The organism is Streptomyces sp. NPDC050528 (assembly GCF_044457795.1).
GTDB lineage: Bacteria > Actinomycetota > Actinomycetes > Streptomycetales > Streptomycetaceae > Streptomyces.
The window spans coordinates 253,909-280,704 of the sequence record NZ_JBITHH010000011.1; the positions used below are offsets into that span (position 1 = coordinate 253,909).

At 70.6% G+C, this 26,796-nt stretch carries 25 protein-coding genes; 16 read left to right on the forward strand and 9 right to left on the reverse strand.

All coding sequences use genetic code 11. The features are described from left to right. The first annotated feature begins 138 nt into the window (after positions 1-138). The 6 genes from ACIBK4_RS34545 to ACIBK4_RS34570 all read left to right on the forward strand — a co-directional run bounded on the left by ACIBK4_RS34545 (position 139) and on the right by ACIBK4_RS34570 (position 5,625). Positions 139-774, forward strand: a complete 636-nt coding sequence (locus tag ACIBK4_RS34545) for a TetR/AcrR family transcriptional regulator (protein ID WP_399001191.1) — start codon at positions 139-141, stop codon at positions 772-774. 318 nt (positions 775-1,092) lie between these two features. Then, positions 1,093-2,679 carry a sensor histidine kinase gene (locus ACIBK4_RS34550; RefSeq protein ID WP_399001193.1) on the forward strand — a complete coding sequence of 529 codons (1,587 nt, stop codon included), beginning with the start codon at positions 1,093-1,095 and terminating at the stop codon, positions 2,677-2,679. Beyond that, on the forward strand, positions 2,676-3,083 hold the full coding sequence (locus tag ACIBK4_RS34555; RefSeq protein ID WP_019066134.1) for a roadblock/LC7 domain-containing protein: 408 nt from the start codon (positions 2,676-2,678) through the stop codon (positions 3,081-3,083). Before ACIBK4_RS34550 ends, ACIBK4_RS34555 begins: the two co-directional genes overlap by 4 nt. Continuing rightward, a complete protein-coding gene (locus ACIBK4_RS34560; RefSeq protein WP_399001196.1) occupies positions 3,080-3,484 on the forward strand; it encodes a DUF742 domain-containing protein in 405 nt (134 codons plus the stop codon). The genes ACIBK4_RS34555 and ACIBK4_RS34560 overlap by 4 nt, the downstream gene beginning before the upstream one ends. Next, on the forward strand, positions 3,465-4,085 hold the full coding sequence (locus ACIBK4_RS34565) for an ATP/GTP-binding protein (RefSeq protein ID WP_200680124.1): 621 nt from the start codon (positions 3,465-3,467) through the stop codon (positions 4,083-4,085). The genes ACIBK4_RS34560 and ACIBK4_RS34565 overlap by 20 nt, the downstream gene beginning before the upstream one ends. 52 nt (positions 4,086-4,137) lie before the next feature. Further along, a complete protein-coding gene (locus tag ACIBK4_RS34570; protein WP_399001198.1) occupies positions 4,138-5,625 on the forward strand; it encodes a cytochrome P450 in 1,488 nt (495 codons plus the stop codon). Here ACIBK4_RS34570 and ACIBK4_RS34575 read toward each other — a convergent pair. Both ACIBK4_RS34575 and ACIBK4_RS34580 read right to left on the reverse strand, forming a co-directional pair. Continuing rightward, a complete protein-coding gene (locus tag ACIBK4_RS34575; protein WP_399001200.1) occupies positions 5,619-6,566 on the reverse strand; it encodes a pseudouridine synthase in 948 nt (315 codons plus the stop codon). The two genes, ACIBK4_RS34570 and ACIBK4_RS34575, sit on opposite strands and share 7 nt — an antisense overlap. A gap of 36 nt (positions 6,567-6,602) precedes the next feature. Next, positions 6,603-7,502 carry an NAD-dependent protein deacetylase gene (locus ACIBK4_RS34580; protein WP_399001202.1) on the reverse strand — a complete coding sequence of 300 codons (900 nt, stop codon included), beginning with the start codon at positions 7,500-7,502 and terminating at the stop codon, positions 6,603-6,605. Between the two features lie 224 nt (positions 7,503-7,726). Between ACIBK4_RS34580 and ACIBK4_RS34585 the strand changes: the two genes are divergently transcribed. Beyond that, a complete protein-coding gene (locus ACIBK4_RS34585) occupies positions 7,727-8,269 on the forward strand; it encodes an EF-hand domain-containing protein (RefSeq protein ID WP_399001204.1) in 543 nt (180 codons plus the stop codon). A gap of 87 nt (positions 8,270-8,356) precedes the next feature. Here the strand turns inward: ACIBK4_RS34585 and ACIBK4_RS34590 are convergent, their stop codons facing one another. The 3 genes from ACIBK4_RS34590 to ACIBK4_RS34600 form a co-directional block, all read right to left on the reverse strand. Then, positions 8,357-9,925 carry an amino acid permease gene (locus ACIBK4_RS34590; protein ID WP_399001206.1) on the reverse strand — a complete coding sequence of 523 codons (1,569 nt, stop codon included), beginning with the start codon at positions 9,923-9,925 and terminating at the stop codon, positions 8,357-8,359. Positions 9,926-10,192: 267 nt separating this feature from the next. Further along, positions 10,193-11,038 carry a siderophore-interacting protein gene (locus tag ACIBK4_RS34595; protein ID WP_399001208.1) on the reverse strand — a complete coding sequence of 282 codons (846 nt, stop codon included), beginning with the start codon at positions 11,036-11,038 and terminating at the stop codon, positions 10,193-10,195. Between the two features lie 89 nt (positions 11,039-11,127). Continuing rightward, positions 11,128-12,057 (reverse strand): 5'-3' exonuclease H3TH domain-containing protein, encoded by a 930-nt coding sequence (locus tag ACIBK4_RS34600; RefSeq protein WP_399001491.1) that lies wholly within the window; start codon positions 12,055-12,057, stop codon positions 11,128-11,130. 208 nt (positions 12,058-12,265) lie between these two features. Here ACIBK4_RS34600 and ACIBK4_RS34605 point away from each other — a divergent pair, with 208 nt between their 5' ends. The 4 genes from ACIBK4_RS34605 to ACIBK4_RS34620 all read left to right on the forward strand — a co-directional run bounded on the left by ACIBK4_RS34605 (position 12,266) and on the right by ACIBK4_RS34620 (position 16,832). Next, the gene (locus tag ACIBK4_RS34605) at positions 12,266-13,315 is read left to right on the forward strand and encodes a glycine betaine/L-proline ABC transporter ATP-binding protein (protein ID WP_399001210.1); all 1,050 of its coding nucleotides are present in this window, start codon (positions 12,266-12,268) and stop codon (positions 13,313-13,315) included. After that, positions 13,308-15,128 (forward strand): ABC transporter permease/substrate binding protein, encoded by a 1,821-nt coding sequence (locus ACIBK4_RS34610; protein WP_399001212.1) that lies wholly within the window; start codon positions 13,308-13,310, stop codon positions 15,126-15,128. Before ACIBK4_RS34605 ends, ACIBK4_RS34610 begins: the two co-directional genes overlap by 8 nt. A gap of 421 nt (positions 15,129-15,549) precedes the next feature. Next, the gene (locus ACIBK4_RS34615; protein WP_266767073.1) at positions 15,550-16,113 is read left to right on the forward strand and encodes a helix-turn-helix domain-containing protein; all 564 of its coding nucleotides are present in this window, start codon (positions 15,550-15,552) and stop codon (positions 16,111-16,113) included. Then, a complete protein-coding gene (locus tag ACIBK4_RS34620) occupies positions 16,113-16,832 on the forward strand; it encodes a helical backbone metal receptor (protein WP_399001215.1) in 720 nt (239 codons plus the stop codon). The genes ACIBK4_RS34615 and ACIBK4_RS34620 overlap by 1 nt, the downstream gene beginning before the upstream one ends. Here ACIBK4_RS34620 and ACIBK4_RS34625 read toward each other — a convergent pair. Next, positions 16,759-17,868, reverse strand: coding sequence for a TDT family transporter (locus tag ACIBK4_RS34625; RefSeq protein ID WP_399001217.1), 1,110 nt, complete (start codon positions 17,866-17,868; stop codon positions 16,759-16,761). The genes ACIBK4_RS34620 and ACIBK4_RS34625 overlap by 74 nt on opposite strands. Before the next feature lie 70 nt (positions 17,869-17,938). Between ACIBK4_RS34625 and ACIBK4_RS34630 the strand changes: the two genes are divergently transcribed. Further along, the gene (locus tag ACIBK4_RS34630) at positions 17,939-18,862 is read left to right on the forward strand and encodes a LysR family transcriptional regulator (RefSeq protein ID WP_399001219.1); all 924 of its coding nucleotides are present in this window, start codon (positions 17,939-17,941) and stop codon (positions 18,860-18,862) included. A gap of 179 nt (positions 18,863-19,041) precedes the next feature. Continuing rightward, on the forward strand, positions 19,042-20,007 hold the full coding sequence (locus tag ACIBK4_RS34635) for an aminoglycoside phosphotransferase family protein (RefSeq protein ID WP_399001221.1): 966 nt from the start codon (positions 19,042-19,044) through the stop codon (positions 20,005-20,007). On the opposite strand, the gene ACIBK4_RS34640 is transcribed toward ACIBK4_RS34635, so the two are convergent. Continuing rightward, complete coding sequence (locus ACIBK4_RS34640; protein ID WP_399001223.1) at positions 19,979-20,740, reverse strand: gamma-glutamyl-gamma-aminobutyrate hydrolase family protein; 762 nt, start codon at positions 20,738-20,740, stop codon at positions 19,979-19,981. The genes ACIBK4_RS34635 and ACIBK4_RS34640 overlap by 29 nt on opposite strands. Before the next feature lie 71 nt (positions 20,741-20,811). Then, positions 20,812-21,546 (reverse strand): FadR/GntR family transcriptional regulator, encoded by a 735-nt coding sequence (locus ACIBK4_RS34645; protein WP_399001225.1) that lies wholly within the window; start codon positions 21,544-21,546, stop codon positions 20,812-20,814. Positions 21,547-21,631: 85 nt separating this feature from the next. Between ACIBK4_RS34645 and ACIBK4_RS34650 the strand changes: the two genes are divergently transcribed. The 3 genes from ACIBK4_RS34650 to ACIBK4_RS34660 are packed head-to-tail and all read left to right on the forward strand — an operon-like array spanning position 21,632 to position 25,199. Continuing rightward, positions 21,632-23,002: a glutamine synthetase family protein gene (locus ACIBK4_RS34650; RefSeq protein WP_399001227.1), complete on the forward strand. Its 1,371-nt coding sequence runs from the start codon at positions 21,632-21,634 to the stop codon at positions 23,000-23,002. Positions 23,003-23,010: 8 nt separating this feature from the next. Then, a complete protein-coding gene (locus ACIBK4_RS34655; RefSeq protein ID WP_399001229.1) occupies positions 23,011-24,420 on the forward strand; it encodes an aldehyde dehydrogenase family protein in 1,410 nt (469 codons plus the stop codon). Continuing rightward, on the forward strand, positions 24,417-25,199 hold the full coding sequence (locus tag ACIBK4_RS34660; RefSeq protein ID WP_019064934.1) for a 3-oxoacyl-ACP reductase: 783 nt from the start codon (positions 24,417-24,419) through the stop codon (positions 25,197-25,199). Before ACIBK4_RS34655 ends, ACIBK4_RS34660 begins: the two co-directional genes overlap by 4 nt. Positions 25,200-25,268: 69 nt before the next feature. Here ACIBK4_RS34660 and ACIBK4_RS34665 read toward each other — a convergent pair whose 3' ends face one another. Beyond that, on the reverse strand, positions 25,269-26,471 hold the full coding sequence (locus ACIBK4_RS34665; protein WP_399001232.1) for an amino acid deaminase/aldolase: 1,203 nt from the start codon (positions 26,469-26,471) through the stop codon (positions 25,269-25,271). Between the last annotated feature and the right edge of the window lie 325 nt (positions 26,472-26,796).

Here is a 26,796-nt window from a genome sequence, read left to right on the forward strand (position 1 = left end):
GTCGCTCGACAGAAATTAGGAGGCCGTGGGGTCGCCGGGATTGCCCGGGTGTTGCCGGTCGGTTACCGAGCCCTCACGAAGATCACCCGGCGTTCGGTGGAGGGTCGCCGTGCGGGGCCGTGTGCGAGGATCGAACGCATGGGGACACCAGGTGCACAGGGGGGCCGCCGGGTCGGCAGGCCGCGGGCCGATCAGCGGCCGGACAGTGGACTGTCCCCGCGTGCCGAACTCCTCGCCGCCGCCGCCGAGTTGTTCACCACCCGGGGCTACGCCGCCACCACCACCCGGGCCGTCGCCGAGCGCGCGGGCATGCGGCAGGCGTCGATGTACCACTACGTCTCCGGCAAGGAGGAGCTGCTCGCGGACCTGCTGGAGTCCACGGTCACGCCCTCGCTGACGTACGCCCGGGAACTCCTCGCGGACGACGCGAGCCCGGCCGAGGGTCGGCTGTGGGAGCTGTGCCGCACCGACGTCGAGCTGCTGTGCGGGGGTTCGCACAACCTCGGCGGGCTGTATCTGCTGCCCGAAGTACGCGCCGAGCGGTTCGCCGGTTTTCATGCCGTTCGTGCCGAACTCAAGGACGCCTACCGGCAGTTGCTCGCCGCGACCGCGGCCGGTGGCGCGCTCGCCAAGAGCGAGTTGGAGCTGCGGACGGATCTGGTGTTCGGGCTGATCGAGGGTGTCATCCTCGTGCACCGTTCCGATCCCGAGCGGCCGGTGTCCGCCTTCGCGGAGGCGACGGCCGACGCCGCGTTGCGCATCGCGGGCATCTGAGCCGGATTTCGGGCTGAACCCGAGCCGGAACCGGGGCTTCACTCATTACGGTGAGTGATTTTCGTATGCCCGTTCGCCGTGACTCGCTGTGTGCGATTGAAGCCACAGCGTGTAAATGGGCTGAGGGTACTCCCCTTCCGTGTCCCTTTTCAGGGGCTTGCTGAATATGACACAGCGGTGATCCGGTCGGACTAAGCTCGCCCGCAGCGCACCGAGTTGGGCTGTATTCGTGCGCTTGTTCCCAAACATGCAAAAGATACAGAAGCTCCCCCCGGATTTCCCCCATCCCCCCAGCCGACCTGTCTTTAGAGGGCATACATGGTGAGTGTTCAATCGCCCCCCGGTGGCCGTGAACTTCCCTACGCGCGCGTGCTGTTGCCGCCTGCCATAGTGATGGCCGCGGCGACCGGGGCCGCCGTCGCCCTGGTGGCGGGGCCCGCCCGGATCGCCGTCGGCTGGTGCGGAGCCGTCGCCACCCTTCTGGTGATCGTGACGGCCGCCGAAGCGGTACGCCGCGGACGCAACCTGCGGGACCTGCGCGCCCAGCATGACCGTCACGCTGCGTATCTGGAACGGCGGCTGGCCGACCAGAACACGGAGATGCTCCGGCTCGGCAAGGAGATCCTGCCCGCCACGCTCTACCGGCTCAGCAGTGGAGAATCCCCCGGAGAGGTGATTCGGCAAGTCGTCGACGCCGATCCCGACTGGCGGCAACTTCCCCAGCCGCAGCGCGACTTGCTGAGGACCGTGCTCAACATCGTGCAGCGCGAGGAGAACATGCGTGACTCCGCGCAGCGTTCCTTCGTCAGCATCGCCCGCCGTGTCCAGGCCATCGTCCACCAACAGGCCAAGGAACTCCGGGAGATGGAGGAGGACCACGGCCGTAACCCCGAGGTCTTCGACGACCTCCTGCGCATCGACCACGGCACCGCGCTGATCGGCCGTCTCGCCGACTCCATCTCGGTGCTCGGCGGTGGCCGCCCGGGCCGTCAGTGGCCCGAACCGGTGCCGCTGTACAGCGTGTTGCGCGGCGCGATGTCCCGCATCCTGGAGTACCGGCGCATCGAGCTGCACTCCATCGCCAAGGTCAACATCCGCGGCATCTCCGTCGAGCCGGTCATCCACGCGGCGGCCGAACTCCTCGACAACGCCACGCGCTACTCGCCCCCGCAGACCAAGGTGCACGTCACCGCCGTAGAGGTGCAGACCGGTGTCGCCATCGAGATCGAGGACGGCGGCGTCAGCCTCAGCGAGGAGTCGCGGGCCCGGGCCGAGGGCATGCTGGAGCGCGCCAAGGCCGGCACCGACCTCCAGGACCTGGGCGAGAGCCCGCGCCTGGGTCTCGCCGTCGTCGGGCGGCTCTGCGCGACGTACAACATGCAGATCTCGCTGCGCGCCTCGGCGTACGGCGGCGTCCGTGCCGTCCTCATCGTGCCCAGCGAGATGCTCACCCCCGGCACCGCGCCCGGACTCGCCCACGGCATCGGCGCCACCGCCCTGCCCAAGGCGGAGCTCGGCGCGGTCGACGGTCCCAAGCGCACGATCAAGCGGCGCCGACCCACGAGCCCGCGCATCCCGGCCTCGGTGAGCATGGAGGACGAGGTTCCCGAGGTCACCGAGTGGACGGCGGGCGGCCTGCCGCAGCGCCGCAGCCGGGTCAAGGTCCCGCTCGCGCAGCGGTACGCCGAACAGGCCGCCGCCGAGCGCGCCGAGGCCGCCGCACGGGAGGCCCGCTCCGCCTGGGGCACGCCCGAGCCCGAGCCGGAGAAGAAGGACGAACCCGAACCGGGCCTGTGGGTCGAGGCGTTCATGGAAGGCCTCAAGGGTGACCCGGACCCGACCGCTTTCACCCAGAAGACCGAGCCGGCCCGTGTCGAGGCCGACGACGAGGGGGACCTCAAGTGATCCAGCAGCGAGCCAACTTCGACTGGATGCTGAAGGATCTCGCCGACGGCGTGCCCGGCATCCAGCAGATCGTGGTCCTGTCCGCCGACGGGCTGCGCATCGCCCGCTACGGCGGCGATCCGGACGCGGCCGACCGCGTCGCCGCGGCCTGTGCCGGACTGCAGAGCCTGGCGGGTGCCGTCGCCTCCGAGATCCCGGGCAGCGACGGCCGGATGAAGATGGTCATCATCGAGATCAACGGCGGCTACTTCTATCTGATGGCTGCGGGCGCCAACGCCTACCTGGCCGTCCTGTCCGACGTGGTCGCCGAACCCGGCCTGATGAGCAACCGCATGCGTGACCTCGTCGTCAGAATCGGCGCCCACCTCACCAGCCCGCCGAGGCGCAACGGGCAGACCGTATGACTCCTCCGCAACGCCAGCGGCGACAACCCGCGGAGAAACCGCCGCCCGAACCCGGGAAGAAACAGGGCGAAGGGAAGATCCCGGAGCGGCTGTACGTGCTCACCGGCGCGACCGAGGACGGTGACCGGGCCGAACTCGACCTGGTCACCCTGATCGTGGCGCGTTCCGACGCGCCGCAGTCGGCCACTCCCGAGCAGGCGGCCCTGCTCGGGCTCTGTATCGCCCCCCTGTCCGTGGCCGAGCTGTCGGCCTATCTCAACCTGCCGTACAGCGTGGTGACCGTCCTGCTCACCGAGCTGCTGACGGCCGAACTGGTGCAGGCGCGCGCCCCGATCGTCCGCCAGGCGCTCCCCGACCGTTCCCTCCTCGAAGCGGTGATGCATGGACTTCAAAAGCTCTGACACCATCACGGGCCCTCGCACCGAGGACCATCTCCCGCACACGGCCCAGGCCGCGGTGAAGATCGTGATCGTCGGCGGCTTCGGGGTCGGCAAGACGACCATGGTCGGTTCGGTCAGCGAGATCAGGCCGCTGACCACCGAGGAGACCATGACGCAGGCCGGCGTCGGCGTCGACGACAACTACGGCTCGGAGAGCAAGACGGCCACCACCGTCGCGATGGACTTCGGCCGCATCAGCATCACCGACCAACTGGTGCTGTACCTGTTCGGCACCCCGGGCCAGGAACGCTTCTGGTTCCTGTGGAACGGGCTGTTCGAGGGCGCGCTCGGCGCGGTGGTGCTGATCGACACACGGCGCCTCGAAGTCAGCTTCGACGTCATAGGACGGCTGGAGGAGCGCGGGGTGCCGTTCGTGATCGCCGTCAACTCCTTCCCGGACGGCCCGCATTACCCCATCGAAGACCTGCGCACGGCGCTCGACCTGTCCCCGGACATCCCCATCATCGAGTGCGACGCGCGCCGCCGTGCCTCCAGCCGGGACGTCCTGATGACCCTGATGCGCTTCCTGCACTCCCTGGCGATGACGGGCTCACTGACCTGAACCGCCCAACTCCCCCGACACCGGATCCACTTCAGTTTTCGGAGCGATCACTGTGACGCCTGAACCTCACTCCCTGACCGACACGGACGACACCAGGCTCGGTCCGCCGCCCGGCTGCCCCGCGCACGGCCAGGGGCCCGGGGGACTGCACCGGCTGTACGGCCCCGAAGCGGCGGACCTGGGCGCCCTCTACGAGAAACTCCGCGCCGAACACGGCCCCGTGGCACCGGTGTTGCTCCACGACGACGTACCGATCTGGGTCGTCCTCGGCCACACCGAGAACCTGCACATGGTGCGTACGCCCTCGCAGTTCAGCCGGGACAGCCGGATCTGGACGCCGCTGCGCGAGGGCATGGTCAAGCCCGACCACCCGCTGATGCCGCACATCGCCTGGCAGCCCATCGCCTCGCACGCCGAGGGCGACGAACACCTGCGGCTGCGCGGCGCGGTCACCGGCGCCATGTCGACCATCGACCCGCGCGGTATCCGTCGGCACATCAACCGCTACACCCAGATCCTCGCCAACACCTTCTGCGAGCAGGGCCACGCCGAACTCGTCGGCCAGTTCTGCGAACACCTGCCGATGGCCGTGCTGTGCGAGATCCTCGGCATGCCCGACGAGTACAACGAGCAGATGGTGGAGGCCGCCCGCGACGCCCTCAAGGGCACCGCGACCGCCATCACCAGCCACCAGTACGTCATGGACGCGCTGACCCGGCTCACCGCGCTGCGCCGGGCCGAACCCGCCGACGACTTCACCAGCCACCTCGTCATGCACCCGGCGGGGCTCAGCGACGACGAGGTCAGGGAGCACCTGCGGCTCGTCCTCTTCGCCGCCTACGAGGCCACCACCAACCTCCTCGCCAACGCGCTGCGCATGGTCATCACCGACCCGCGCTTCCGCGCCCAGCTCAACGGCGGGCAGATGACGGTGCCGGAGGCGGTCGAGCAGTCCCTGTGGGACGAGCCGCCGTTCAGCACGGTGTTCGCCTACTTCGCCAAGCAGGACACGGAGTTGGGCGGCCAGCGCATCCGCAAGGGCGACGGACTGCTGTTCGCGCCGGCGCCGGGCAACGTCGACCCCCGGGTGCGCCCCGACCTCAAGGCCAACATGATGGGCAACCGCTCCCACCTGGCCTTCGGCGGCGGCCCGCACGAGTGCCCCGGCCAGGACATCGGCCGCGCCATCGCCGACACCGGCGTGGACGCGCTGCTGATGCGGCTCCCGGACATCGAACTCGACTGCGACGAGGACGAGTTGAGCTGGACCTCGTCCATCGCCTCCCGCCACCTGGTGGAACTGCCGGTGCAGTTCGCCCCGAAGCCCCCGCAGGACGTCTCGGAGAAACCGGGCCACGCGGCGGTCCCGCAACCCCGCCACACCTGGCACGTCGGCATGCCGTCCGACCCGCAGCCGACGGCGGCCGCTGTGCCGCAACCCGTCGAGGTGATGGCTCCGCCGGAGCCGGTCGCGACGCCCGAACCGGTACACCAACTCGGGGCGTGGCAGCGGTTCCTGAGGTGGTGGCGGGGCTACTGACCGGCCCAGTCCGCGTACGAGGACCAGGCTTCGAGCACCCGCCCGCTACGGAACCGGTGCTCGGCCCCCGTGACCGGATCGGTGAACTCCAGTGCCCGCGCCAGCAGTTGGAGCGGTCGCCGGAAATCACCGTCCGGCACGGGGTCGTGGACCACGGGATACAGCGGATCACCGAGAATGGGCACGCCCAACGCGCTCATGTGGACGCGCAGTTGATGCGTCTGCCCGGTACTGGGAACGAGCCGGTACCGGGCGAGCCCGTCCCCCCGCTCCTCGACCAGCTCAACGCGACTGACCGCATTGACCTCACCCTCGACCTGCCTGGCGGCCATCACCCCACGCTCTTTGAGAATCCGGGAGCGCACGGTCGTAGGAAGGGCCAGCCCGGAGTCGTACGACGCGACCGCCTCGTACTCCTTCCGCACCCGCTTCTCCCTGAACAGCGCCTGGTACGCGCCCCGTTCCTCGGGCCGCACCGTGCACAGCACGAGTCCGGCGGTGAGTCGGTCGAGGCGGTGCGCGGCGCCGAGTTCCGGGATCCCCAACTCTCTGCGCAGCCGCGCCAACGCCGTCTCGACGACGTGACTCCCGCGCGGGGTGGTCGCGAGGAAGTGCGGCTTGTCGGCGACGACGATGTGCTCGTCGCGGTACACGACGTCCACGGGGAAGGGCACCGGTACCTCGACGGGCAGGTCCCGGTGGAACCACACGAACATGCCGGGTTCGTAAGGGAGTTGTGCCACGCTCCTGCCGTCCACCCCGACGAACAGCCCGTCGTCCATCATCTGGTCGACGACCCCTTCACCCGCCCCCGAGAGCCGGTCCACCAGGTATTCGCGCACGGTCGTCCAGGAATCCACCGGGGGCAGGCGGACCCGCACCGGATCGACCCCGTCGCGTTGGGGGAGGGGAGAGGGCGGGATGCGGCGTTTTCGGGTCATTGCGATCAAGGGTAGGCGGTCGGTCGGGTCACCGGGTCACGCCGGGAGATCGCCGACCGGGATGCCGAGTCGGTCGGCGACGGTCGTCAGGGCGGTGCCCAGCGGCAGCGCGATCCGGGTGCGGGCGTGCGGGTCGCCCCGGGTGGGGTCCCGGTTGACGATCAGGACCGGCTTGCCCTCCTGGGACGCCTGACGGACGAACCGCAGCCCGGACATCACCGTCAGCGAGGAGCCGAGGACCAGCAGTGCGGTCGACTCGCGGACCAGCCGCCGGCAGTGCTCGACGCGCTCCGGCGGAACCGCCTCGCCGAAGAACACCACGTCCGGTTTGAGGACGCCGCCGCAGTCGGCGCACGGCACGACGCGGAAGTCCCCGACCTGCGCGTCGGTGAGGTCCGCGTCACCGTCCGGGTTGATCCCGGCGGCGACCGGGTCGAAGCCCGGGTTCTCGGCCTCCAGGCGGCGGGCGAGTTCGCGGCGCGGGCTGATGGCGCGGCACGAGAGACACACGACCTGGTCCAGGCTGCCGTGGAGTTCGACGACGCCCTCGCTGCCGGCGGCCTGGTGCAGGCCGTCGACGTTCTGGGTGATCACGCCCGAGACGCGGGCGTCCCGGGCGAAGGCGGCCACGGCCAGGTGTCCGGCGTTGGGGCGGGCCCGCCCGAAGGTGCGCCAGCCGAGGTGGCTACGCGCCCAGTACCGGCGCCGCGCGTGCTCGCTCGCGGTGAAGTCCTGGTAGGTCATCGGGGTGTGCCGGCTCAGGCTCCCGCCCTCGCCCCGGTAGTCGGGGATGCCCGACTCCGTGGAGAGGCCCGCCCCGCTGAGCACCAGCACACCGCCCGCGCTCAGCGCGTCGACGACCGGCTCCAGGTCGGTGGTGCCCGGCAGCAGGTCCGCCGCCGCGGGGGTCCAGCTCAGGGTGGGGCGCATGCGCATGCCGCCAGGGTACGGAATCGGGGGCGGCCCGCGACGGGCGTGGACGGTCGCCGGGGAACGGGACTCCGTCCGTCGCGGGCAAACCGGCACCCGGCGCATCGGGCGGGGCGCGTGGGCGCGCAGGGGCCCGCCGGGGTGCGCGCGAGCGCCGTTGCGGGGCGGCCGGCGGCGGAAAGCATGTCCTGAGTACCGGGAGTTCAGTACCGCGAGCGAGGAGACGTGCGATGTCCAGCGAGTTCCAGCGGACCAAGCTCCAGGCCATGTTCGAGGCGTTCGACGCGGACGGCAACGGCTATCTGGAGGAGGCGGACTTCGTGGCCCTGGCGGACCGCTGGGGCCGCCTGCCGCGCGTGAGAGAGGGATCGGAACTCGCGGCGCGCGTGGACGGCGTGCTGAAGGGCTGGTGGCAGCATCTGTCGGCGACCGTGGACACGGACCGGGACGGCCGGATCGACATGGACGACCTCCTCGCCATGGTGGACCACCTGCCGACCATCCCCGAGGCCGTCACCGCCACCGCCGACACCATCTTCGACGCGGTCGACGAGAACGCCGACGGGCGCATCTCGCGCGGCGAGCACCAGCGTCTCGTCGACACCTGGCACGGGCGGCCCGTGGCGACCGGCGGTGTCTTCGACCGGCTCGACCAGGACGCCGACGGCTACCTCAGCCGCCCTGAATTCGCCCTGCTGTGGACCCAGTTCTGGACCAGCGACGACCCCGCCGACCCCGGCAACCTGATGTGCGGCCCGATCGGCGCCGGGTGAGGCACTGACGGGGGCCCGACGAGAGCGGGCCGCCCGTGCCTCACCCGGCGCCGAGGACTCCACCTCGCGGCCGGGGCCGAACCGCCGTCACGTCGGTTCCGGGACAGCCTCCGAAGTGGTCAACTCCTGTGCCGAGCGAGCCCGTTGTGCCCTCACCGCCCGGTACCCGAACCCCGCCCCCACCGTGACGACCAGGAACAGCACCGTGAACCACTGGAAGTACCAGTGCCCGCCCGCCGGGTCGTACACCGCGGCCCGCGGCCACGCCAGGTTGACGGTCATGACCAGGCCGTAGAGAAGGGCCAGGGCGTTGACCGGCACTCCCCACCGGCCCAGGGAGAAGAGGCGCGCGCCCGTCTCGTCCGTGCCCTCCACCTCGAACTCGCCCCGCACGCGGCGGAGCAGCAGCGGTCCCGTCACCATCGCGTACGCCAGGTACAGCATCACGATGCAGGTCGTGCCGATAGCGAGGAACGCGTCCGGGGAGGCGAAGTTGAGGAGGAGCAGGGCGGCCGCGAGGACGCCGACGACGAGGGCCGGGGCGCTGGGCATGCCGGTGCGAGGGTTGACCTTGGACAGGCGGGCGGAGAACGGGAGTTGGCCGTCCCGGGCCATCGAGAAGAGCATGCGGCAGGCCGCCGTCTGGATGGCCAGCGTCGCTACGGCTATCGCCACCACCACGTCCGCCAGCAACGCCTTGCCGACGCCGTCGCCGAGGCTGCTCGTGAGGACGTAGCTGAGGCCGTCGACGCCCAGGTGACCGTCGGTCAGGCTGGGGGCGGCGAGCAGGCCGCCGAGGATGATCAGGCCGCCGAGCAGGCCCGCGGCGGTGAGCGCGGTGAGGATCGTGCGGGGCGCGGTGCGGCGGGGGTTGTGGGTCTCCTCGCTCATCTCGCCCGCGCTGTCGAAGCCGATCATCACGTACGCCGCCGTGAACGAGCCGACCAGCAGCGCGCCGAGCAGGCCGCTCTCCAGGCCGCCGCCGGTGTGGAACGTGATGCTCGGGGTGCGCTTCGAGTGGGTCAGGAGCAGGACGACGATCAGGATCGCGCCGATGATCTCCGCCGTCACGCCGACCCGGTTGATCACCGACATCACGCGGTTGTCGAGGATGTTCACCAGCGTCGTCAGGACCAGCAGGATCACGCCCAGGACCGCCGCGTTGGCCGCGCCGTCCGGTGAGGTGGGTGCCGGGTCGCCGCCCACCAGCTGGAAGCCCGACCAGATCGCCGGCAGGACCATCTGGAGGGCCAGCGCCGCCGCCGCCACGACCACGATCTGGCCGATCACCATGATCCAGCCCGCGAACCAGCCGAACGTCGCGTTGGAAAGGCGGGACGACCACTGGTAGATCGCGCCCGAGATCGGGTAGCGCGCGGCCAGTTCGGCGAAGCAGGCCGCCACCAGCAACTGGCCCGCCAGCACGATCGGCCAGGCCCAGAAGAAGACGGCGCCGCCGAACGCGTACCCGAAGGCGAAGAACTGGAAGACGGTCGTCAGTACGGAGATGAAGGAGAACCCGGCGGCGAACGACGCGTACCGGCCGAGGCTGCGGTGCAGCTCCTGGCGGTAGCCGAACTCGGCGAGGGAGTTGTCGTCGGGGGAGGGGGAGTGCGGCGGATCGGGGCGTACGTCGGAGGGGGCTGTTGTGGTCACGGCGGCACCTGCCTTCGGCGCAGGAGAGCGGAATCCTGACGGCGACAGCGGAATTCCTGTCGGGTGACAGAAATTAGGGAGGTGCTGTTTCGGCCACGTCACGCCACGGTGTCTGTGGCGGGCCTAAGTCCTCACGCCGGAACACTGCACACCGCGCACCCGCACACGGGCACACCCCACACCGCCCGGCGCGACCGGCCCGCGCACGGCGAAGGGGCGGTGCCGTGAAGCACCGCCCCTTTTCCGAACCTGAATCCGTCCCCGGCGCTACGCAGCCGCCGTAGCCCCCTCCTGCTCCGCCTCGATCTTCGCGTTCCACTCCCGCTTCGACGCCTGCCAGCCGTCCTCGTTGTGGCCCAGGCGCCAGTAGCCGGAGATCGACAGGTCCTCGCGCGGGATCGCCAACTCGACGCGCAGCAGGGCGCGGAGGTCTTTCACGAAGGCCGCCTCGCCGTGCACGAACGCGTGGATCCGGCCCTCGGGGAACTCCAGCGCCCGGACGGCCTCGGCCAGCGCCTCGCCGACCGGACGGTCGCCGCGGTGCAGCCAGACGACCTCGATGTCGGAGTCGATCTTCTGCTCCTCCTCGGGCCCGGAGACCTCCACGAAGGCGTGGGCCGTGGTGCCCTCGGGCAGCGACTCCAGCGCCCGGGCGATCGCGGGCAGCGCGCTCTCGTCCCCGGCGAGCAGATGCCAGTCGGCATCCGCGTCGGGGGCGTAGGCGCCGCCGGGGCCCATGAAGTGGACGGTCTCGCCCGGCTGGACCCGGGTCGCCCACGGACCGGCGAGGCCCTCGTCGCCGTGGATCACGAAGTCCAGGGTCATTTCGAGGTGCTGGGGGTCCCAGGCGCGCACGGTGTAGGTGCGGGTCACCGGCCACTGCTCGCGCGGGAACTCGGCGCGGATGCGCTCCACGTCGAACGGCTCGGGGTAGACCGCGCCCCCGGCCGGGAACAGCAGTTTCACGTAATGGTCGGTGCAGGTGTCCGCCGAGAAGTCGGCCAGACCCTCGCCGCCGAGCACCACGCGCTGCATATGGGGAGTCAGCCGTTCGGTGCGGACGACCTGCGCGGAGTGGGGCTTACGCGGCTTCCGTGCCGGACGTTCTGCCATGACGGCCTCCCAGATTCCCATGCTTAGGCTTACCTAAGTTAGCACTAGATTCTTTGTGATAGGCAAGAAGGCGAGAGCAATAACAATGCTTACGCGCCCAGCGTGGTGAGCAGTCGCTGCAATGATCCGCCCAGCCCCCACCGCTCCGCCAGTGCGCCCACCAGCTCCGGGTCGCGCGGGGCGTGCGGGAGCGTCGTGTCGACATCCGGCAGGGGTACGTCGTCGGCGACCCGGACGACCTTGGGCGCGACCGCGACATACGGCCGCGACTCGTCGAGCCGCTTGCGCTGCGAGGGGGTCAGCTTGGACTTGGGGTCGTCGATCGCGGCCATGATCCCGGGCACGTCACCGAACTCGGCGAGCAGCTTCGCCGCCGTCTTCTCGCCGATCCCGGGGACACCCGGCAGACCGTCGCTCGGGTCGCCGCGCAGCAGCGCCAGATCCACATAGCCGCGCCCGTCGACACCGTACTTCTCGCGCAGGAACGTCTCGTCGGTGAGTTGGAGCGAGCCGACACCCTTGATCGGGTACAGGACGCGGATCCCGCGGGCGTCGTCGACGAGCTGGTACAGGTCGCGGTCGCCGGTGACGATGTCGACCGGGCCCTTCGCGTGCGCCGTGAACGTGCCGATCACATCGTCGGCCTCGTACGGCTCGACGCCCACGCGCGCGATGCCGACCGCGTCGAGAACGGCCTCGATGATCGGCACCTGCGGGGAGAGCGTGTCCGGCACTTCTTCCTCGTCCGGACCGCTCTCGCGGACCTCGGCGACGCGGTGCGCCTTGTAGGTGGGGATCAGGTCGACGCGCCACTGGGGCCGCCAGTCCGCGTCCATGCAGGCGACCAGGTGGTCGGGGCGGTGGTCCTTGACCAGGCGGTCGATGAACTCCAGCAGGCCGCGTACGGCGTTCACCGGCGTGCCGTCCGGCGCCTTCACGGACTCCGGGACGCCGAAGTAGGCGCGGAAGTAGAGCGAGGCGGTGTCGAGGAGCATCAGTCGTCCGGTCACCCCACGCATCATGCCGCACGACGGCGCGACGACCACCCCTCCCTGTCACCCGGAGGGACCAACACCGTCTGTTGGTGAGCTGGGCCACTCCTGTGTTTGCGCCCGGGAAGCCCGGGAAGGCGCGGCGTCGGAGCGATGCCGGTTGCACATTCAACCGTCGAGGGACTCTCGGGTCCGTCGCCGTCGCTCCCGTCCTGCCCCCGATCGAGAGGTACGCGTGTCAGCCAGGCTAGAAGCCGAGCATCTGTACAAGGTGTTCGGCAGACGACCCGACCAGGCAGTCGAACGGCTCCGCGAAGGAGCCGACCGGGAGGAACTGCGCGCCGACGGCACCACCGCCGCCGTGATCGACGCCTCCTTCTCCGTCGCGCCGGGACAGATCTTCGTCGTCATGGGCCTGTCCGGCTCCGGCAAGTCGACTCTCCTGCGCATGCTCAACGGACTCCTGGAGCCCACCGCGGGCCGCGTCCTCTTCGACGGACAGGACCTCACCGCGCTCGGCGACCGCGAACTCCGCGAGGTCCGGGCCCGCAAGGTCAGCATGGTCTTCCAGCACTTCGCGCTCTTCCCGCACCGCAGCGTCCGCGAGAACGCCGCCTACGGTCTTGAAGTGCAGGGCGTGCCCCGCGCCGAGCGCCTGAAGCGCGCCGGCGAGGCGCTCGCCCTGTGCGGCCTGGCCGGCTGGGAGGACTCCTGGCCCGACGAACTGTCCGGCGGGATGCAGCAGCGCGTCGGCCTGGCCCGCGCGCTCGCCACCGACGCCGACCTGCTCCTCATGGACGAGTCGTTCAGCGCCCTCGACCCGCTGATCCGCCGGGACATGCAGGACCAACTTCTGGAACTGCAGCAGTCGTTGAAGAAGACGATCGTCTTCATCACCCACGACCTCAACGAGGCCATGCGCCTGGGCGACCGCATCGCCGTCATGCGCGACGGCCGCATCGTGCAGACCGGCACCGCCGAGGACATCCTGCTGCGCCCCGCCAACGACTACGTCGCCTCCTTCATCCAGGACGTCGACCGCTCCCGGGTACTGACCGCGAGCTCCGTCATGGACACCGGTGTCGACGGCCACGAGGCCGACTGCGACTGCACGACCGCCACCCCGGACACCCCCTTCACCGAGCTGTGCGCGATCAGCGCCCGCCTCACCCACCCGGTCGCGGTGGTCGACGAGGCCGACGAGGTCGTAGGAGTCGTACCGCAGGAACGCCTTGTCGCGTTCCTCGGCGGGGACTCCGTGGAGGAGGTGACCGCCCATGCCTAGGCTCCCGCTCGGCGACTGGGTCGACTCCGGTGTCGACTGGCTCCTCGCCCACATGTCCTGGCTCTTCGACGCGATCAAGACGGTCGTCGAGGGCATGTACGACGGCATCAACGCGGTCCTCACTGCCCCCGAACCCCTGATCCTCGCGGGCATCTTCGCCGTGATCGCCTGGTGGCTGCGCGGCCTGGTCGCGGGTGTCCTGGCCTTCGCCGGGTTCCTGCTCATCGACTCGCTCGACCTGTGGGACCGGGCCATGTCGACACTCGCCCTCGTCCTCGTCGCGACCGTCATCGCGCTGGTGATCTCGATCCCGCTGGGCATCTGGGCGGCCCGTTCCAAGACGGTCAGCGCGGTTGTACGACCGGCCCTCGACCTGCTCCAGACGATGCCGTCGATGGTGCTGCTGATCCCGGCGATCCTCTTCTTCGGCCTCGGCACCTCCGCCGGCGTCATCGCCACCCTGATCTTCGCGCTCGCCCCCGGCGTCCGCATGACCGAGCTGGGCATCCGCCAGGTCGACGCCGAACTCGTCGAGGCCGCCGAGGCGTTCGGCACCTCACCGCGCGACACCCTGCTGCGCGTCCAACTGCCGCTCGCGCTCCCGACGATCATGGCGGGCGTCAACCAGGTCATCATGCTGGGCCTGTCGATGGTCGTCATCGCCGGCATGGTCGGCACCGGCGGCCTCGGCGGCGCCGTCAACGAGGCCATCGGCCAGCTCGACATCGGCTTCGGCTTCGAGGCGGGCGTCGGCATCGTCGTCCTCGCCATCTACCTCGACCGCATGACCAGCGCGCTCGGCACCCAGATCTCCCCGCTCGGCCGCAGGGCCGCCGCCAAGGCCCGCGCGTCCGACGGCGCCAAGCTCTGGAACTACCGCCCCCGCCCCGCGTTCGCCGTGATCGGCGTGGTCGTCCTCGCCCTGGTGGCGAGCGGCATCGGCGTCTTCGGCTCCTCCTCCGACTCGACGGCGAGCGCCGCCGACGACGTCGGCAAGGGCAAGAACATCACCATCGGCTACATCCCCTGGGACGAGGGCATCGCCTCCACCTTCCTCTGGAAGGAGATCCTGGAGGAGCGCGGCTACAAGGTCACGACCACCCAGTACGCGGCGGGCCCGCTCTACACCGGCCTCGCCACCGGCCAGATCGACTTCCAGACCGACTCCTGGCTGCCCACCACGCACGCCGAGTACTGGAAGAAGTACGGCAAGCAGCTCGACGACCTCGGCAGCTGGTACGGCTCCACGTCCCTGGAGCTGACCGTCCCGTCGTACGTGAAGGACGTCAACACCCTCGCGGACCTCAAGACCCACGCCTCCGAGTTCGGCGGCAAGATCACCGGCATCGAACCGAGCGCCGGAATGATGGGCCTCCTGAAGACCAAGGTCCTCAAGGAGTACGGCCTCCAGGGCTCCTACGACGTCGTCGACGGCTCCACCCCGGCGATGCTGGCCGAGCTGAAGCGCGCGTACGCCAAGAAGCAGCCGATCGTCGTCACGCTCTGGTCGCCGCACTGGGCGTACAGCGACTACAAGCTGAAGAAGCTCAAGGACCCGAAGAATGCCTGGGGCAAGGGCGACGCCGTGCACACCATCGCGCGCAAGGGCTTCGCCGACGACAACCCCGACGTCGGCAAGTGGCTGAAGGACTTCAAGATGACCGAGAGCCAGCTCACCGGTCTGGAGGCGCAGATCCAGAAGTCCGGCAAGGGCGGGGAGCAGGACGCCGTCCGCACCTGGCTGAAGCAGCACCCGGGCCTCGTCGACCAGTTGGCCCCGGTCGCGAAGAACCAGAAGAGCGGGCAGAACTGAAAAGCCAGGCGGCCGGGTGACCTGACGGCACCGGCCGCCGCCCCGAGGTGGGCCCCGCCGCACGTACCCCCCTTCGTGCGGCGGGGCCCACCTTTTCGTGCTGTCCCGGTACGAAAAGGATCCGGCCAACCACACAGCGCTACGAAGCCCCCCGATCCGGCCCTGGATGTGGGCGGGAACACAGTCGACCGCGCACGCATTGAAGAGTAAAGAAGAACTCCCGTGCTGATCGAGGGTCGGCGGACCCTCGCGCACTGGCCAGAACTGTGAGGTCCGATCGCACGCTGTGTGACGTGGATGTGACAGGCGCATGAAACGGTTTGCCGAACATGCGTAGGGTGCAGAGAACTCATCAGAGGCAGCTTCAGATGTGGCTGCGGAAACAACCGCGGACCGACGAGCGAAGGAGGGAGCCGGAGCGATGGGCGACCACAAAGAACAGCCCCTTCGGGTGGGCGCGGCCGTACGGCGCCGTCGCCGTGCGCTGTCCCTGACCCTCGCCGTCGTGGCCGAGCGCAGCGGCCTGTCGGTGCCCTTCCTGAGCCAGGTCGAGAACGACCGGGCCCGCCCCAGCCGCAGCTCCCTGGAGAAGGTGGCCGACGCCCTGCGCACCACGGCCGTCGAACTCCTCGCCGCCGCCGACCCCGCGTGCAGCGTCGACGTCGTCCGCGCGGAGGAGCCCGAGTCGGCCGCACCCCGGATGCGTTCCCTGGTACGGGGCCATCACCAGCTGCACGCCTCGGAGTTCACCGGCGACCACGACGCCGGGCGCGAATTCCAGCACCGCAACGACGAGTTGATGTACGTCGCGGACGGCGCCGTCGAGATCGAGGCGGAGGGCCGCGCGTACCGTCTCGTGCGCGGCGACACCATGTACCTCACCGGAGGCGTCCGCCACCGCTGGCGCGCGACCGTGCCGGACACCCGGGTGGTCGTGGTTGCCGTGGCCGAACACATCGAGGCCGTCCAGGACCGCCAGCGCTGATGCGCGTCGTCTCCCTCGTCCCGTCCCTCACGGAAGCAATTGCCGTGTCGCTGCCGGGAGTTGTGGTCGGCGCGACGGACTGGTGCAGCCACCCGTCCGACCTCGACGTGACGCGCGTCGGCGGCACCAAGAACCCGAAACTCGACCACATCATCGCCCTCGCCCCCGACTTGGTGATCGCCAACGAGGAGGAGAACCGCGCACCGGACCTGACGGCCTTGCGCGAAGCGGGAGTTGATGTCCTGGTCACCGAGGTCCGCGACGTTCCCCAGGCCTTCCGCGAACTGACCCGGGTCCTCGCCGCATGCGGTGCTCCGCTACGACCGCGCTGGCTGGACGAGGCGGAGGAGGCGTGGGCGCAACTCCCGGAACCGGAAAGCCGCATGACCGCCGTCGTCCCGATCTGGCGCCGCCCCTGGATGGTGCTGGGCGCGGACACGTTCGCGGGAGATGTCCTGTCCCGGCTCGGAGTCGACCACGTGTACGCGACCCACGCCGAACGCTACCCGCGCGCCACGGTCGACGAACTGCGTTCTGCGGCACCGGACTTGGTGGTCCTCCCGGACGAGCCCTACCGCTTCACGGCCGACGACGGACCGGAGGCCTTCGCCGGGCTGCCCTGCGCGCTCGTCAGCGGCAGGCATCTCACGTGGTACGGGCCGTCACTGGCCGAAGCGCCACGGGTGCTGGGCGCGGCCCTGCGAGCAGCTCACCGCTGAGCAGGCCCCGGGCCGTGTGCACGGCGGCGGTGACCCAGGCGGCGACCAGCACGCCGTAGAGGGCGATCGCGAGGCCGTCGTAGACGGCGAGGCCGGTGTGGTGGGAGAGGGACTCGGCGCCGGTGACGCAGGTCCCGACCGGGAAGGTGAACGCCCACCAGGTCATCGTGAAGCGCATGCCGTGGCGGCGGGCTCGGACGACGTGGGCGGTGGCGAGGCCGAGCCAGAGGAGGGCGAAGCCCATGACGGGGACGCCGTAGAGGACGGCGAGGAGGCTGAAGGCCTGGGCGTCCGCGGCGGGTACGACACCGGGGGCGAAGTCCGCGAACTTGCCTACGGCGGTGGTGGATTGGCCCAGCGGGCCCAGCACCAGGAACAGCGTCGGGGTGAGCGCGAGGGGCAGCGGGCCGCCCGTGACGAGCCGGGCGAAGACCAGCGGCAGCATCAACAGCGTTGCCAGCAGGCTCAGTCCGAACATCGCGAAGCACGCGAGGAGCAGCGTCTCCCGGGGCTGCCCGGCCGGGAGATGCGGCACGAGGAGCGGGCCGAGCGCGGCGGACACCATGGGCGCGACGACGGGCAGCAGCCACACCGGGGTCGCCTGCGCGGGGTGCACGTGATGCCGTACGGCCATCAGGTACGGGACGGCGACGGCCGCCGTGAGCCCGATGAGCGTCCCGGCGCCGAACAGCACGGCGTCGAGCGTGACCGCCGCCCGGAGTCCGATCCAGTCCCGCCCGACGACCAGGGTGCCGCCGCCCACCGCCAGCAGGGCCATCGCGAGGCAGCCGTAGAAGGGGGCCATCGCGGGGTCGAGGAGGTGGGCGCGGGCCTGGTCGCGGTGGTGGGTCCAGTGCAGGGTCCGGGCGGCGAGCAGGGCCAGCAGCATCGCGAGCGAGAGGGCCCAGACGGCGGTGCAGGCCGTGCGCAGTCCCGGGAGGTGGAGCGGGAGCCCGGCACCGGCCGTGGCGACGATGGCGGTGCCCATGACGGAGGCGTACCAGTTGGGTCCGAGATGACGTACGGCGGTGACCATGCCTCCACCGTCTCGCCGACCGGGACGGGCGACCAGGGAGTATCTGTCTATGGGGACATAAACTGGATTTATGAGCGGGAGCGATACGGAAGATCAGCGGGGCGGGTCGATAGCGCACCGGGTGCCGGACCTCGGCGCGCTGGAGCTGCTGCTGGCGGTGGCCCGGCTCGGCAGCCTCGGCGCGGCGGCCCGTGAACTGGGGATCACGCAGCCGGCGGCCAGCAGCCGTATCCGCTCCATGGAACGGCAGCTCGGCGTAGCCCTGGTCGACCGCTCCCCGCGCGGATCGAGCCTGACCGACGCCGGCGCCCTGGTGACGGACTGGGCCCGCCGGGTCGTAGAGGCGGCCGCAGCCTTCGACGCGGGCGCCCAGGCCCTGCGCCACCGCCGCGACTCCCGGCTCCGGGTAGCCGCCAGCATGACGATCGCCGAGTACCTCCTCCCCGGCTGGCTCCTCGCCCTCCACTCCCAACGCCCCGACACGGCCGTCTCGTTGCTGGCCGGCAACTCGACCACGGTCGCGGAACGACTCCTCGCCGACGAGGCCGACCTGGGTTTCGTGGAGGGCCTGTCCGTGCCCGCGGGACTGGACTCCACGGTGATCGCCCACGACCACCTGATCGTCGTGACCGCCCCGACCCACCCCTGGGCCCGCCGTCAACGCCCGGTCCCGGCCGAGGAGTTGGCGTCGACACCGCTGATCCTGCGGGAGAAGGGCTCGGGGACCAGACAGGTACTGGACGCGGCGCTCGGCGGCCTGGCCCGCCCTCTCATCGAGTTGTCGTCCACTACGGCGGTCAAGGCGTCGGCGGTGAGCGGAGCGGGTCCCGCGGTGCTGAGCGAACTCGCCGTGGGGGAGGAGCTGTCGATGCGGAGACTGGTGCGCATCCCGGTCGAAGGGGTCACTCTCGCCCGGGACTTGAGAGCGGTATGGCCAACAGGGCATCGCCCCACGGGCCCGGCAAGAGAGCTGCTGTCACTGACACGGGGTTAGTAGCCGTCCGCCCTTTCAGTACAGGTCGGCTGCATCCAGCCCGTCCGGCGTTTGAGGACGAGGCCGTTCAGGCCTAAGCGGGGGTCTGGGGGCGGCAGCCCCCAGGGATGGGACGGGTAGGGGCGGCGGGGGCGAAAACCTTTGGCGCGCGCCCGCAACACTTGCGCACCATAACCGGCATGACCCGCCCCGCCCCGCCCGCCCAAGGCGTCCGCACCCCCTGGGAAACCCTCCCCGCCCACCTCCACGACGCCGTCGCCCGCCTGCTCGGCTCACCGGTGGCCCACGCCGTCACCCAACCCGGCGGCTTCTCCCCAGGCACGGCCGCCCGCGTCCGCACCGCCGCCGGCACCCACGCCTTCGTCAAGGCGGTCAGCGCCGAGACCAACCCCCACAGCCCGGAACTCCACCGCACGGAGGCCCGCAACGCCGCCGCCCTTCCGCCTTCGGTCCCCGCGCCGCGCCTCCTAGGCACCTACGACGACGGCACCTGGGTGGCCCTGGTCTTCGAGGAGGTGGCCGGTCGGCAGCCGCATGTCCCGTGGCGGGAGGCCGAGTTGGAGCGGGTGCTGGATGCGGTGGAGCAGTTGGGCCGTAGCCTCACACCGTCCCCCGTGGCCGCCCCGGCCGTCGCCGAAAGCCTCGCCCAAGCCTTCGCCGGCTGGCGTCGGCTGCTCGACGGCGAGGCGGGCGACGTCACGGGACGGCTCGACCCGTGGACGGCCGCGCACCTTCCCGAACTGGCCGAACTCTCCGCCCCCTGGGCCCAGTTCGCCGCCGGTGACACCCTCGCGCATGCCGATCTGCGCGCCGACAACATGCTGCTCACGGACGACGGAGGGGTCGTCTTCGTCGACTGGCCGCACGCGCTCCGTGCCGCGCCCTGGTTCGACCTGCTCGTCATGCTGCCGTGCGTCCGCGCCCAAGGTGGCCCGGATCCGGAGGAGTTGTTCACCCGGCATCCCCTGGCCGAGGGCGCGGACCCGTCCGGTGTCACCGCCACCCTGGCGGGCCTCGCCGGTTATTTCGTCGAGCACTCGCTCCGGCCGTCACCGCCGGGCTTGCCCACCGTGCGCGCGTTCCAACGGGCCCAGGGCGACGCGGCCCTGGCCTGGCTCAGGAAGCGGTTGAAGACGGCGCCGTAGGAATGGTCGAAGACGGCGCTGTAGGGATGGTTGAAGTCGGCGCCGCAGGGATGGTGGCCGCCGCGACCAACGCCCGCATCACCCTCAGGTCCTCACCCATCTCGGGATGCCACTGCACCCCCAACACCCAGTCGGCCGACGGGAGTTCGACGGCCTCCGGGGTGCCGTCCTCGGCCCAGGCCGACACCGTCAGGCCCGCGCCCAGGCGGTCCACGCACTGGTGGTGGAACGTGGGGACCGAGGTCTCCTCCGGAACCGCCGACGCGTACAGGGTTCCCGGTACCGGCTTGACCGGGTGGTGGCCGAAGACGCCCGGGGTTTCCGCGTGGCCGTCCATGTGCTGGACGAGGGTGCCGCCCACGGCGACGTTCAGGAGCTGCATGCCCCGGCAGATGCCCAGGAGGGGGATGCCCGCCGTCAACGCGGCCTCGATCAGGGCGAGTTCCCAGGCGTCGCGGGCGGGGGCGGGCGGGCCGGAGCGGGGGTCGCGCTCCGCGCCGTAGCGGATCGGTTCCACGTCCGGGCCGCCGGCGATCACCAGGCCGTCGAGGCGGGCGACGGTCGCCGCGGCGTGCTCGGGGGCGTCGGGCGGCAGCATCGCGGCGAGACCGCCCGCGCGCTGGACGAGGCGCGGGTAGCCGGCCGGAAGCAGCGCGGCCTCCAACTCCCAGGCGCCCCAACGCGCTCCGGCCTCCAGATACGTACTGATGCCGATCAGCGGCCTGCCCGCCATGCACCCCTCCGACGTGAAGCGAATTGAATGGACTCCGTGCGAACCATTGAACTACCCCGCTGGTCAGGCGGTCATGCGAGGAACCCGCGCAGCAGTGCCGCCGTTCCCGCGCAGTGCTCGCGCATCATCTCCCGCGCCCCGTCCGCGTCCCCGTCGAGGACCGCCTCGACCAGCGCGATGTGCTGGCGCTGCGAGTGCTCCAGGTTGCGGACGAGGAGGGGGATGCAGTCGAGGAGGTCGTTCACCGTGGCCCGTACCGCCGCGTACTGCGCGGTCAGGGTCGGTGAACCGCACAGCTCGGCCAGGGTCAGGTGGAGCAGGGTGTCCAGGCGGCGGTAGTCGGCGAGCGGGGCGTCGTGGGTGCGGGCCAGCGCCTCGCGCAGGCGGTCCGCCTGCTCCTTGGTCAGGCCGTGGGACGCGCACAGGCCCGTCGCGCCGACCTCCAGCACCTCCCGGAACCGCAGTACGTCCTCGATGTCGACCGCGCTGATCCGCCGCCGCAGCTCGTCCTCGCCGCCCGCGTCCGACTTCGGCAGGACGAACGTCCCGCCGTAGCGTCCGCGCCGCGACTCCACCAGGCCCTGGTCCTGCAGTACCTTCAGAACCTCGCGCAGCGTCACCCGACTGATCCCGAGCCGCTCGGCCAGTTCCCGCTCGGCCGGCAACCGTTCGCCGCCCGGCACCAGACCCAGCCGTACGACCTGCAGTATCTGTTCCAGCGCCTCTTCGAATCCGTTGCCCGCCCGCACCGGCCGCAGGACCGGGGTCAACCGGTCCTCAAGGCCGTCCTCCGCATCCAGTGACATATGGCGGCACCCCCTTCCCAAGCAATGGTTCTCCGCAATACCTTATGGCTTCCGGCTGACCGTAGAAGCCGAAGGAGGCTTTCCCGTGGCAGACCGCACACCCCCACTGAGCGTCGAGGAACTCCAACGCCTCGTCGCCAGTGGTGAGATCGACACTGTTGTCCTGGCCTTCCCCGATATGCAAGGGCGGCTGCAGGGCAAGCGGTTCGCCGCCCAGTTCTTCCTGGACGACGTGCTCCGGCACGGCACCGAGGGCTGCAACTACCTCCTCGCCGTCGACACCGAGATGAACACGGTCGACGGCTACGCGATGTCCTCCTGGGAACGTGGTTACGGCGACTTCGCCATGCACCCGGACCTGTCCACCCTCCGCCGTGTGCCCTGGAACGCCGGCACCGCCCTGCTGATCGCCGACCTCGCCTGGAACGACGGATCGCCGGTGGTGGCCGCGCCCCGCCAGATCCTGCGCCGCCAGCTGGAGCGCCTCGCCGAGCACGGTTTCACCGCGCAGGTCGGTACGGAGCTGGAGTTCATCGTGTTCAAGGACACGTACGAACAGGCCTGGGACGCCAACTACCGAGGGCTCACCCCGGCCAACCAGTACAACATCGACTATTCGGTGATGGGCACCGGCCGCATCGAGCCGCTGCTGCGCCGGATCCGCAACGACATGACCGTCGCCGGACTGACCGTCGAGTCCGCCAAGGGCGAGTGCAACCCGGGCCAGCACGAGATCGTCTTCCGCTACGACGACGCCCTCGTCACCTGCGACCAGCACGCCGTCTACAAGACCGGCGCCAAGGAGATCGCCTCCCAGGAGGGTGTCTCGCTGACCTTCATGGCGAAGTACAACGAGCGCGAGGGCAACTCCTGCCACATCCACCTCTCGCTCGCCGACGCCGACGGCGGCAACGCCATGGCGGGCACCTCGGACGACCCCGGCGGCATGTCCGAGGTCATGCGGTACTTCCTCGCCGGGCAGCTCGCCGCGCTCCGCGACTTCTCGCTGCTCTACGCCCCGAACATCAACTCCTACAAGCGGTTCCAGCCGGGCTCGTTCGCGCCGACCGCCGTCGCCTGGGGCTACGACAACCGCACCTGCGCCCTCCGGGTCGTCGGCCACGGCCGCTCGATGCGCTTCGAGAACCGGCTGCCCGGCGGGGACGTCAATCCCCACCTGGCGGTGGCGGGCCTGGTCGCCGCCGGGCTCTACGGCATCGAGCACAAGCTGGAGCTGCCGGAGGCCTGCGCGGGCAACGCCTACAGCGGTGACTACGCGCACGTCCCCACCAATCTCCGTGAGGCCGCCGAGCTGTGGGAGAACAGCCCGATCGCCAAGGCCGCCTTCGGCGACGAGGTCGTCGCGCACTACCGCAACATGGCACGCGTCGAACTGGACGCCTTCGACGCCGCGGTGACCGACTGGGAGCTGCGTCGCTCCTTCGAACGTCTGTGAGGACTGCTTTGCCTGCCGAGCACCCGCTGGAAGTACTGAACCCCGCCACCGAGGAGGTCATCGCCACCGTCCCCGCCGCCACCGCGGCCGACGTGGACGCCGCCGTCGTACGCGCCGCCCGGGCCCAGGCGAAGTGGGCCGCGCTCCCGCCCGCCGACCGGGCCCGGCTGCTGCGCCGCTTCGCCACGGCGGTGGACGAACACCTCGAAGAACTGGCCCAGTTGGAGGTCCGCGAGGCCGGGCACACGGTCGGCAACGCCCGCTGGGAGGCCGGCAACGTCCGTGATCTGCTCGACTACGCGGCCGGGGGAGTGGAGCGGCTGACGGGTCGTCAGATCCCGGTCTCGGGCGGCCTCGACATCACGATCCTCGAACCGCTGGGCGTGGTGGGCGTGATCGCCCCCTGGAACTTCCCGATGCCGATCGCCGCGTGGGGCACCGCGCCGGCGCTCGCGGCGGGCAACGCGGTCATCCTCAAGCCGGCCGAGACGACCCCGCTGACCGCGCTCCGACTGGCCGAACTCGCCCTGGAAGCAGGCCTTCCCGAGCACCTCTTCCAGGTCCTCCCCGGCCACGGACCGGTCGCGGGCACCGCGCTCGTCGAGCACCCCGGCGTCGCGAAGATCGTCTTCACCGGCTCAACCGCCGTAGGCAAACAGGTGTTGGCGAAGGGCTCGGAGCTCCTCAAGCGCGTCACCCTCGAACTCGGCGGCAAGAGCCCCAACATCGTCTTCGCCGACGCGGACATCGAGGCGGCCGCCGCCGCCGCGCCCATGTCCTTCCTCGACAACTCCGGCCAGGACTGCTGCGCCCGCACCCGCATCCTCGTCCAACGCAGCGTCTACGACCGCTTCTTGGAGCTCCTGGCCCCCGCGGTCGAGGGGGTGACGGTCGGCGACCCGGCCGACGAGAAGACGGACATGGGTCCCCTGATCTCCAAGGTCCAGCTGGAGAGGGTCCGTTCGTACGTCACGGACGACCTCGGCGGTATCCGGGGCACGGCGCCCGAGGGGCCCGGCTTCTGGTTCCCGCCGACGGTGGTGACCGGCGTCGACCCGCAGGCGCGCGTGGCCGTCGAGGAGGTCTTCGGCCCGGTCGCCGTAGTCCTCCCCTTCGAGGACGAGGCGGAGGCGATCGGCCTGGCCAACGCCACCGACTACGGCCTCTCCGGTTCCATCTGGACCCGGGACGTGGGCCGCGCCCTGCGCGTCTCGCAGGCCGTCCGGGCGGGCAACCTGTCCGTCAACTCCCATTCCAGCGTCCGCTATTGGACCCCCTTCGGCGGCTTCAAGCAGTCGGGGATCGGCCGCGAACTCGGCCCGGACGCGCTCACCGCCTTCACCGAAACCAAGAACGTCTTCATCAGCGACGTCTCCACCCGCAATGTCTCGACCAGTACGGAGGGCTCCGCACAGTGACCTCAGAGATTGTTTGCCGGCGTCTCGTCGGCCGTACCGCCGTCATCACCGGAGCCGGCAGCGGCATCGGCCTCGCCACCGCGCGCCGGCTCGCCTCCGAGGGCGCCAACGTCGTCTGCGGCGACATCGACGAGACCCACGGCAAGGCGGCGGCCGACGAGGTCGGCGGGCTGTTCGTGAAGGTCGACGTCACCGACCCCGAACAGGTCGAGGCGCTCTTCAAGGCGGCCTTCGACACCTACGGCAGCGTCGACATCGCCTTCAACAACGCGGGCATCTCGCCGCCGGACGACGACTCCATCCTGGACACGGGACTTGAGGCCTGGAAGCGCGTCCAGGATGTCAACCTCACGTCCGTGTACCTGTGCTGCAAGGCCGCGATCCCGTACATGCGGCGCCAGGGCAAGGGCTCCATCATCAACACGGCGTCGTTCGTGGCGCGGATGGGCGCGGCGACGTCGCAGATCTCGTACACGGCGTCCAAGGGCGGCGTGCTGGCCATGTCCCGTGAACTGGGCGTGCAGTTCGCCCGCGAGGGCATCCGCGTCAACGCGCTGTGCCCGGGGCCGGTCAACACCCCACTCCTGCAAGAGCTGTTCGCGAAGGACCCCGAGCGGGCCGCGCGCCGCCTGGTGCACATCCCGGTCGGCCGTTTCGCGGAGGCGACCGAGATCGCCGCGGCCGTCGCGTTCCTGGCGAGTGACGACTCGTCGTTCGTCAACGCGGCCGACTTCCTTGTGGACGGGGGGATTTCGGGGGCGTACGTCACGCCGATGTGAGGTCGGTAGGTCAGCACACAGCGACGGCCCGGAAGAACTTCCGGGCCGTCGTGCGTTTTTGTCGGTCCGTCAGAGGAACGTCATGCCCTCGCCGCGATAGGTGGGCACCGTGGCGGTCACCGCGTCGCCCTCGATCAGGTGCAACGCGTCGAAGCGCTCGCACAGTTCACCGGCCTTGGCGTGCCGGAACCACACCTTGTCGCCGATCAGCAGATCGTCGGCGGGGGAGCCCAGCAGCGGCGTCTGGACCTCGCCGGGCCCTTCCTGGGGGTCGTAGCGCAGGCCCTCCGGGAGGTACGGCACCGGGAGGCGGTCGGGGCCGGCGGCGCCGGAGGCGGGGTAGCCGCCGCCGAGGACGGTGACGACGCCGACGCCCGGGCGCCGTACGACGGGCATGGCGAAGAGTGCGGACGGACGGCCGTGGAACGACGTGTAGTTGTCGAAGAGGCGCGGCACGTACAGCCCGGAACCGGCCGCGATCTCGGTCACGGCGTCCTCGGCGGCGGTGTGCTGGACGCTGCCGGTGCCGCCTCCGTTGACGAACTCCAGGTCGGGCACAACTGCCCTGACCGCGCGCACCACTTCGGCACGTCGCTCGGCGAGTTCGCGCTTGGCGGTGGCCTGCATCAGCCGGATGGCGCGGGACCGGAACGGCCGCCCCGCGACGGAGTCGCCGACGCCGGCGATGTGACCTTCGTAGGCCATGATCCCGACGACCTTGAAGCCGGGCCGGCGGGACACGGTCCGTGCCATGTCGGCGAGTTGGGTGGGGGAGCGGAGGGGGGAGCGGAGGGCGCCGATGCGGACGCGGCCGCCGAGCATCCGCAGCGAGGTGTCCAACTCCAGGCAGACGCGGATGACTTCGGTGCCGCCGTCGCGTGAGTCGTCGATGAGTTTGAGCTGGGCCGGGTCGTCGATCATCACGGTGACGGCGGCGGCGAGCTTGGGGTCGTTGGCGAGTTCGCCGAACGCGGCGTGGTCGGCGGAGGGGTAGGCGAGGAGGACGTCGTCGAACCCGGAGCGGGCGAGCCACAGCGACTCGGCCAGGGTGAAGGACATCAGGCCCGCGAAGCCGTCCCTGGCCAGGACGCGTTCGAGGAGCGCTCGACAGCGGACGGACTTGCTCGCGACGCGGACCGGCTTGCCGCCGGCCCGGCGGACGAGGTCGTCCGCGTTGGCATCGAAGGCGTCCAGGTCGACGATCGCGAGAGGGGCGTCGAGGTGGGCGGTGGCCCGGTCGTAACGGGCCCGGTCGGCGGCGCGCGCAGTCATGAACGCAGCCTGCCAGACAGGATTACCGCAGGGTAGGGGGACGTTCCGGGCAGATGCCCCGGGGGTGTGGACTGGTTCCCGTTCGAGCGGGGGCAACCCGTAGAGTGACGCGCACGCACGGAGGAAACGCCGCCGGTCGTTCGACCGCGCCCGGGATGGCGGTCCGCCGCTGCGGGTATGCGTTGCCGGGGACGATTTTGTGGTCGTGCCGGTGAGGACGGGGTGGACACCGGCCCGTATACAAGCAAGGGCAGGAGTACACCGGCCCCGCGTACGGACAAACGGTGGCCCGGGTACGAGGAAACGGGGGGTGCATGAGCACGGA

Bases quoted from the DNA above. Each gene is read 5' to 3' on its own strand.
- ACIBK4_RS34625 (WP_399001217.1), bottom strand. From the start codon at position 17,868: ATGGTCACCGCCGTACGTCATCTCGGACCCAACTGGTACGCCTCCGTC.
- ACIBK4_RS34635 (WP_399001221.1), top strand. From the start codon at position 19,042: ATGACCCGCCCCGCCCCGCCCGCCCAAGGCGTCCGCACCCCCTGGGAA.
- ACIBK4_RS34610 (WP_399001212.1), top strand. From the start codon at position 13,308: ATGCCTAGGCTCCCGCTCGGCGACTGGGTCGACTCCGGTGTCGACTGG.
- ACIBK4_RS34595 (WP_399001208.1), bottom strand. From the start codon at position 11,038: ATGGCAGAACGTCCGGCACGGAAGCCGCGTAAGCCCCACTCCGCGCAG.
- ACIBK4_RS34580 (WP_399001202.1), bottom strand. From the start codon at position 7,502: ATGCGCATGCGCCCCACCCTGAGCTGGACCCCCGCGGCGGCGGACCTG.
- ACIBK4_RS34565 (WP_200680124.1), top strand. From the start codon at position 3,465: ATGGACTTCAAAAGCTCTGACACCATCACGGGCCCTCGCACCGAGGAC.
- ACIBK4_RS34665 (WP_399001232.1), bottom strand. From the start codon at position 26,471: ATGACTGCGCGCGCCGCCGACCGGGCCCGTTACGACCGGGCCACCGCC.
- ACIBK4_RS34615 (WP_266767073.1), top strand. From the start codon at position 15,550: ATGGGCGACCACAAAGAACAGCCCCTTCGGGTGGGCGCGGCCGTACGG.
- ACIBK4_RS34630 (WP_399001219.1), top strand. From the start codon at position 17,939: ATGAGCGGGAGCGATACGGAAGATCAGCGGGGCGGGTCGATAGCGCAC.
- ACIBK4_RS34560 (WP_399001196.1), top strand. From the start codon at position 3,080: ATGACTCCTCCGCAACGCCAGCGGCGACAACCCGCGGAGAAACCGCCG.
- ACIBK4_RS34545 (WP_399001191.1), top strand. From the start codon at position 139: ATGGGGACACCAGGTGCACAGGGGGGCCGCCGGGTCGGCAGGCCGCGG.
- ACIBK4_RS34600 (WP_399001491.1), bottom strand. From the start codon at position 12,057: ATGCGTGGGGTGACCGGACGACTGATGCTCCTCGACACCGCCTCGCTC.
- ACIBK4_RS34645 (WP_399001225.1), bottom strand. From the start codon at position 21,546: ATGTCACTGGATGCGGAGGACGGCCTTGAGGACCGGTTGACCCCGGTC.
- ACIBK4_RS34585 (WP_399001204.1), top strand. From the start codon at position 7,727: ATGTCCAGCGAGTTCCAGCGGACCAAGCTCCAGGCCATGTTCGAGGCG.
- ACIBK4_RS34550 (WP_399001193.1), top strand. From the start codon at position 1,093: ATGGTGAGTGTTCAATCGCCCCCCGGTGGCCGTGAACTTCCCTACGCG.
- ACIBK4_RS34575 (WP_399001200.1), bottom strand. From the start codon at position 6,566: ATGACCCGAAAACGCCGCATCCCGCCCTCTCCCCTCCCCCAACGCGAC.
- ACIBK4_RS34620 (WP_399001215.1), top strand. From the start codon at position 16,113: ATGCGCGTCGTCTCCCTCGTCCCGTCCCTCACGGAAGCAATTGCCGTG.
- ACIBK4_RS34640 (WP_399001223.1), bottom strand. From the start codon at position 20,740: ATGGCGGGCAGGCCGCTGATCGGCATCAGTACGTATCTGGAGGCCGGA.